The sequence below is a fragment of the Kitasatospora griseola genome, from assembly GCF_014648555.1.
In the GTDB taxonomy this organism is placed as follows: domain Bacteria; phylum Actinomycetota; class Actinomycetes; order Streptomycetales; family Streptomycetaceae; genus Kitasatospora; species Kitasatospora griseola.
In genome coordinates this window covers 53,551-58,319 of sequence record NZ_BMRI01000039.1, presented here as the reverse complement: position 1 = coordinate 58,319, position 4,769 = coordinate 53,551, and the positions used below count along the sequence as shown (strand labels likewise).

Genomic DNA, 4,769 nt, shown 5'->3' with positions numbered 1-4,769 from the left:
TGTCCTCGGCGGCGCTGCTGCTCGGTGAGCGGTTCAGCCTCTCGGCGGGCGTGGCCACGGTGCTGGTGATCGCCGGGATCGGGCTGGGCGCGGTGCCCGCTACGGCGTGGTCCCGGCTTCGTACGCCTCCTCGGCGTGCCGGAGTGCCCGCAGCAGGGAGTCCTGCTCGGCGGGGCTGACCGGGCCGAAGTACTGCTGGGCGACCTCGTGCCGGACCTGGGAGATCCGCTCCAGCGCGCCGTGCCCGGCGGTGGTCAGCACCAGGCGCACCGCCCGGCGGTCGGCCGGGTCGGGGGTGCGGGCGACCAGGCCGGCCTCCTCCAGGGCGTCCACCACGGTGGTCGCGGAGCGCGGCGCGATGCGCAGGCGATCGGCGAGCTCGCTCAGCCGCATGGTCTCGGCGCTCTCGCAGCCGGGCGCGTGGGCGAGCGTGCGCAGCGCCCGGGCCTGGGCGGGGGTGATGCCGTACGGCTCCAGCCGCTGCATGGTCCGTCGGCGGATCCGCTTCATCGCCCGGGTGAGGGCGTCGGCGAGTTCCGCGGCGGTGTCGGCGGGGCCGGGGGAGGTCATGCGCACAGGGTAGCGGGCGGCCGGTCGGCGGCTCCGCGGGCGAGGGGCCCGGCGGGAAAGATGTTGAGCTTGGCTCACTAATCGAGTAGCTTAGGGCAGCCTAAGTCGTCCGCGCTTCGAGGAGTTCCGCCATGGCCCGCTCCACCGCCCGTGTCGCCACCGACCGTCCCGGTCGCTACGCCAAGCAGCTCGCCGCCCACATGGGCCGCAAGGTCCCCGCCGAATGGTCCGAGGAGACCGGCCGCGGCACGCTCGCCTTCGGCGCCGGACGGGCCGAGCTCACCGCCGAGGACGGCGCGCTGCTGCTCGCCGTCGAGGGCGCCGAGGAGGACCTGCCCCAGCTGGAGGACGTGGTCGGCCGCCACCTGGTCCGCTTCGGCACCCGCGACGAGCTGGTGGTCGCCTGGCAGCGGGACAGCGGCGAGGCCGGCACCGTCCAGCGCCTGACCGGCGAGGACGGCTGACCGGCCCGCGCGGCCGCCGCCGGCTCAGCTCTGCCGCAGCGGCGGCATCGGCACCGGCGCCGAGAACGCCGTGGCCCCCGCCCCGACCCCGCCGGCGCAGCCGTTCGGCGGCACGGTGGTCACTCCCCGGGTGGAGGGCCTCTCGGCCGCCCAGAACATGAAGCCCAGCAGGCCGGCGCTGGTCCCCGCGCCGTTGGGTGCGGCGTTCTGCACCCAGCCGCCGGTGGCGCGCTGCACCGAGTTGGCGAAGTCGGTGCACTCCGGGCGGACCTGCGAGCCCTCCGCGATGTACAGGCTGCCGGTGAACTTGGCGGGCGCCAGCGGCGGGATCGGCGGGCTGTACGTCGGCTTGCCGTCCAGGTGCTCCTGCCAGTCGGCGGTCGCCGTGGCCGCCGAGGGCTGCTTGTTCGGCACCATCGCGTTGGCGTAGTCCAGCACCGGGTCGCCGGTGGTCAGCCAGTGCGCGGTGGCGTACTGGTCGATGCCGCTCAGCCAGCGGTCGCCGGCCGCGACGTCGATGGTCAGCCGGGCGGTCGGGTCGCGGCCCGAGGCGTCGTACGGGTGGGCCGACCGGTAGGCGTCCACGAAGGCCTGCAGGCCCGTCAGGTTCGGGCTGCTGCTGTTCTCGTAGTCGATCTCGATGCCCACCCCGAGCTTGGAGGCCAGCGCCGCCGCCTTCTGGCCGAGCAGCCCGCCGCTCTGCGCCAGCGCGGAGTCCCAGTCGCCGGTGTAGGTGATGCCGCCGATGGAGAGCATCACCCGGATCCCGCGGGCCGTGAAGTAGTCCACCACCTGCTGGTTCATGCCCACCGGCACGCCCGCGGCGTCCCCCGCGTCGGTGGTGCCGTTCAGCAGCCGCAGCGGGTTGACGAAGCTCAGCACCACCACGTTCACCGAGGGCCGGCCGTCGCCGCGGTCGACCAGCCAGTGGTTGGCGGCGTCGAACTCCGCCATGTCCCGGACCTTCGCCCAGGTGCAGGCGTCGTTGCCGCAGTGCCAGGCGCCGTAGACCTGCATCGGGGCGGCCGCCGCCGTCGCGCTCTGCGCCGGCAGCGCCGTGGCCGCGACGACGAGCAGCGAGGCCGCCACCGCGAAGCGCGTCATGGGCATGACTGGGGAACGCACATTCGCCTCCCGGCGATCGCGTGCGGATGGGTGGGGAACAGGGTGCGCGCGAGCCGGGAAGGCGTCAATGGCCCGGGCCGAACTGTGAACTGACGCAGCGTCAGGCGCGGATCTCCGGCAACAGGCGGGGCAGCAGCCGGTGCAGGCCGAGCAGCAGCAGGCCCGAGAGGCACCAACTGGCGAGCACGTCCAGCAGCCAGTGGAAGTCGCTCCACACCAGCCCCGCGCCCACCCCCAGGCAGACCGCCGCGGTGGCCCACCCGACCTGCCGGGCCGACCGCGCCGGCAGCACCCGGGCCAGCAGCAACGCCGCCGTCCCGTACGCGATCGCCGAGGTCGCGGTGTGCCCCGACGGGTACCAGCCCCACTGGTCCGCGGCCAGCGGCAGATCGAACGGGCCGGGCCGGGCGAACCAGGCCTTGGCCGGCACCACCAGCAGCGGGATCAGCACCGCCGCCGCCACCGCCACCGGCACCGGCGTCCACCAGCGCGGCCGGCCGTCGCGCCGGGCCAGCCAGGCCGCCAGGCCCGCACAGCCCAGCAGCACCGGGACGGCCGGCACCCCGCCGCCCAGGTCGGACAGGGCGACGCCCAGGTGGTTCAGCAGCGTGGAGTGCAGCGTGCGGCGAAACTGCCGCACCGCGTCGCGCACCGCCGGGTCGATCCCCAGCAGTGGCCCGTCCACCGCCACCTGCCAGGAGATCGCCACCAGCAGCACCGCGAGCGTCATGGGCAGGACGGCAAAAGTCGGCCGCCCCGGAGCAGGGGGGAGAGCTCCGGGGCGGCCAAGGCGATCGCCGCGCCGTGCGGCCCGGGGGGTGTGGGCGGGACGGCCGGTCGATCGGTCCAGTGCGCCCGCCTCGACGGCGGACGGCGGTGTGGGCAGTGCTTGAGGTTCGCTGTCCATCTGTGATGACAGTACGTCAAAGCCGGGGCGCGCCAACGGCCGACGGGCTTTCGTGCACAGCATCTTCACCACCGGCGGGGCAACCTCCACCCAGGGCTCGAACAGCAGAACGCGCGAGGGCCGGACGGGATCCGCTTCCGTCCGGCCCCCGCGCCGTTCAGGGGGTACTGCCTGGGACTCAGACGCCCGCGAAGGCCGACTCCAGGATGTCCAGGCCCTCGACCAACAGGTGCTCCGGCATCACCAGCGGCGGCAGGAAGCGCAGCACGTTGCCGTAGGTGCCGGCGGTCAGCACGACCAGGCCCTCGGCGTGGCAGGCCTTCGCGATGGCCGCGGTGGCCTCCGCGTTCGGCTCCTTGCCGCCCGGCTTCACCAGCTCGACGGCGATCATCGCGCCGCGGCCGCGGACCTCGCCGATGATCTCGAACTTCTCCTGCATCGCCCGCAGGCGGCCCAGCATGATCTCGCCGATCCGCTGCGCCTTGCCGTTGAGGTCCTGCTCCTTCATGGTCTCGATGGCGCCCAGCGCGGCCGCGCAGGCCACCGGGTTGCCACCGTAGGTGCCACCCAGACCACCGGTCTGCGCGGCGTCCATGATCTCGGCGCGGCCGGTCAGCGCCGACAGCGGCAGACCGCCCGCGATGCCCTTGGCGGTGGTGATCAGGTCCGGGACGATGCCCTCGTCCTCGCACGCGAACCACTGGCCGGTCCGGCAGAAGCCGGTCTGGATCTCGTCCGCGACGAAGACGATGCCGTTCTCCTTCGCGAACTCCACGATCGCCGGCAGGAAGCCCTTGGCCGGCTCGATGAAGCCGCCCTCGCCCTGGATCGGCTCGATGATGATCGCGGCGACGTTCTCGGCGCCGATCTGCTTGTTGATCTGGTCGATGACCTGCTTGGCAGCCTCGGTCGCGGCGTTCTCCGCGCCCGTCAGCCAGCGGTACGGGTAGGCCACCGGCACGCGGTAGACCTCGGGGGCGAACGGACCGAAGCCCTGCTTGTACGGCATGTTCTTCGCCGTCAGCGCCAGGGTCAGGTTGGTGCGGCCGTGGTAGCCGTGGTCGAAGACCACGATCGCCTGGCGCTTGGTGTAGGCACGGGCGATCTTCACCGCGTTCTCGACGGCCTCGGAGCCCGAGTTGAACAGCGCGGTCTTCTTCGCGTGGTCGCCCGGGGTCAGCTCGTTCAGCTGCTCCGCCACCGCGACGTAGCCCTCGTACGGGGTCACCATGAAGCAGGTGTGGGTGAACGCGGCCAGCTGCTCGGTGGTCTTCTCCACCACGGCGGCGGCGCTGTTGCCCACGTTGGTGACGGCGATGCCCGAACCGAAGTCGATCAGGCTGTTGCCGTCCACGTCCTCCAGCACACCACCGCCGGCACGCGACACGTACACCGGCAGCGTGGTACCCACACCGGCAGCCACCGCACCGAGCTTGCGAGACTGCAGCTCCTGCGACTTCGGGCCGGGGATCGCGGTGACCAGGCGGCGCTCCTGCGGGAGCGGCGTTGCAGCGCTCATCAGTGATTCTCCAAGTTCTCAAGGCGCGGTAATCGCAGGCTACGACCGGCCCCGTTCGGCGGGCATGCGCCACTCGGTACTGCTGCGCCGTACGAATTGTCCTGCGCGGCCAGTGGCCGAAGATCGGCCGCCGTCCCCGCTCCCTCCACTACATTGGCCCCGGGTGTGTCGGTGGGACGGCGGA

At 73.0% G+C, this 4,769-nt stretch carries 5 protein-coding genes; 1 reads left to right on the top strand and 4 read right to left on the bottom strand.

Annotation, left to right across the window (positions count from 1 at the left end; genetic code table 11):
• Positions 1-99: 99 nt before the first annotated feature.
• On the bottom strand, positions 100-570 hold the full coding sequence (locus IEZ12_RS31975; RefSeq protein WP_189277063.1) for a MarR family winged helix-turn-helix transcriptional regulator: 471 nt from the start codon (positions 568-570) through the stop codon (positions 100-102).
• A 131-nt stretch (positions 571-701) separates the two neighbouring features.
• Here IEZ12_RS31975 and IEZ12_RS31970 point away from each other — a divergent pair, with 131 nt between their 5' ends.
• On the top strand, positions 702-1,034 hold the full coding sequence (locus IEZ12_RS31970) for a DUF2218 domain-containing protein (RefSeq protein ID WP_189277061.1): 333 nt from the start codon (positions 702-704) through the stop codon (positions 1,032-1,034).
• 24 nt (positions 1,035-1,058) lie between these two features.
• Here IEZ12_RS31970 and IEZ12_RS31965 read toward each other — a convergent pair whose 3' ends face one another.
• From IEZ12_RS31965 to gabT, 3 genes are all read right to left on the bottom strand, one after another.
• Complete coding sequence (locus IEZ12_RS31965; protein WP_229848414.1) at positions 1,059-2,138, bottom strand: glycoside hydrolase family 18 protein; 1,080 nt, start codon at positions 2,136-2,138, stop codon at positions 1,059-1,061.
• Between the two features lie 121 nt (positions 2,139-2,259).
• A complete protein-coding gene (locus IEZ12_RS31960; protein ID WP_189277057.1) occupies positions 2,260-2,889 on the bottom strand; it encodes a phosphatase PAP2 family protein in 630 nt (209 codons plus the stop codon).
• A gap of 355 nt (positions 2,890-3,244) precedes the next feature.
• Positions 3,245-4,585 carry a 4-aminobutyrate--2-oxoglutarate transaminase gene (gabT, locus tag IEZ12_RS31955; RefSeq protein WP_043909666.1) on the bottom strand — a complete coding sequence of 447 codons (1,341 nt, stop codon included), beginning with the start codon at positions 4,583-4,585 and terminating at the stop codon, positions 3,245-3,247.
• Between the last annotated feature and the right edge of the window lie 184 nt (positions 4,586-4,769).

Excerpts from the sequence above, each read along its gene's own strand:
- IEZ12_RS31975 (WP_189277063.1), bottom strand. The coding sequence starts at position 570 with ATGACCTCCCCCGGCCCCGCCGACACCGCCGCGGAACTCGCCGACGCC.
- IEZ12_RS31970 (WP_189277061.1), top strand. The coding sequence starts at position 702 with ATGGCCCGCTCCACCGCCCGTGTCGCCACCGACCGTCCCGGTCGCTAC.
- IEZ12_RS31965 (WP_229848414.1), bottom strand. The coding sequence starts at position 2,138 with ATGACGCGCTTCGCGGTGGCGGCCTCGCTGCTCGTCGTCGCGGCCACG.
- IEZ12_RS31960 (WP_189277057.1), bottom strand. The coding sequence starts at position 2,889 with ATGACGCTCGCGGTGCTGCTGGTGGCGATCTCCTGGCAGGTGGCGGTG.
- gabT (WP_043909666.1), bottom strand. The coding sequence starts at position 4,585 with ATGAGCGCTGCAACGCCGCTCCCGCAGGAGCGCCGCCTGGTCACCGCG.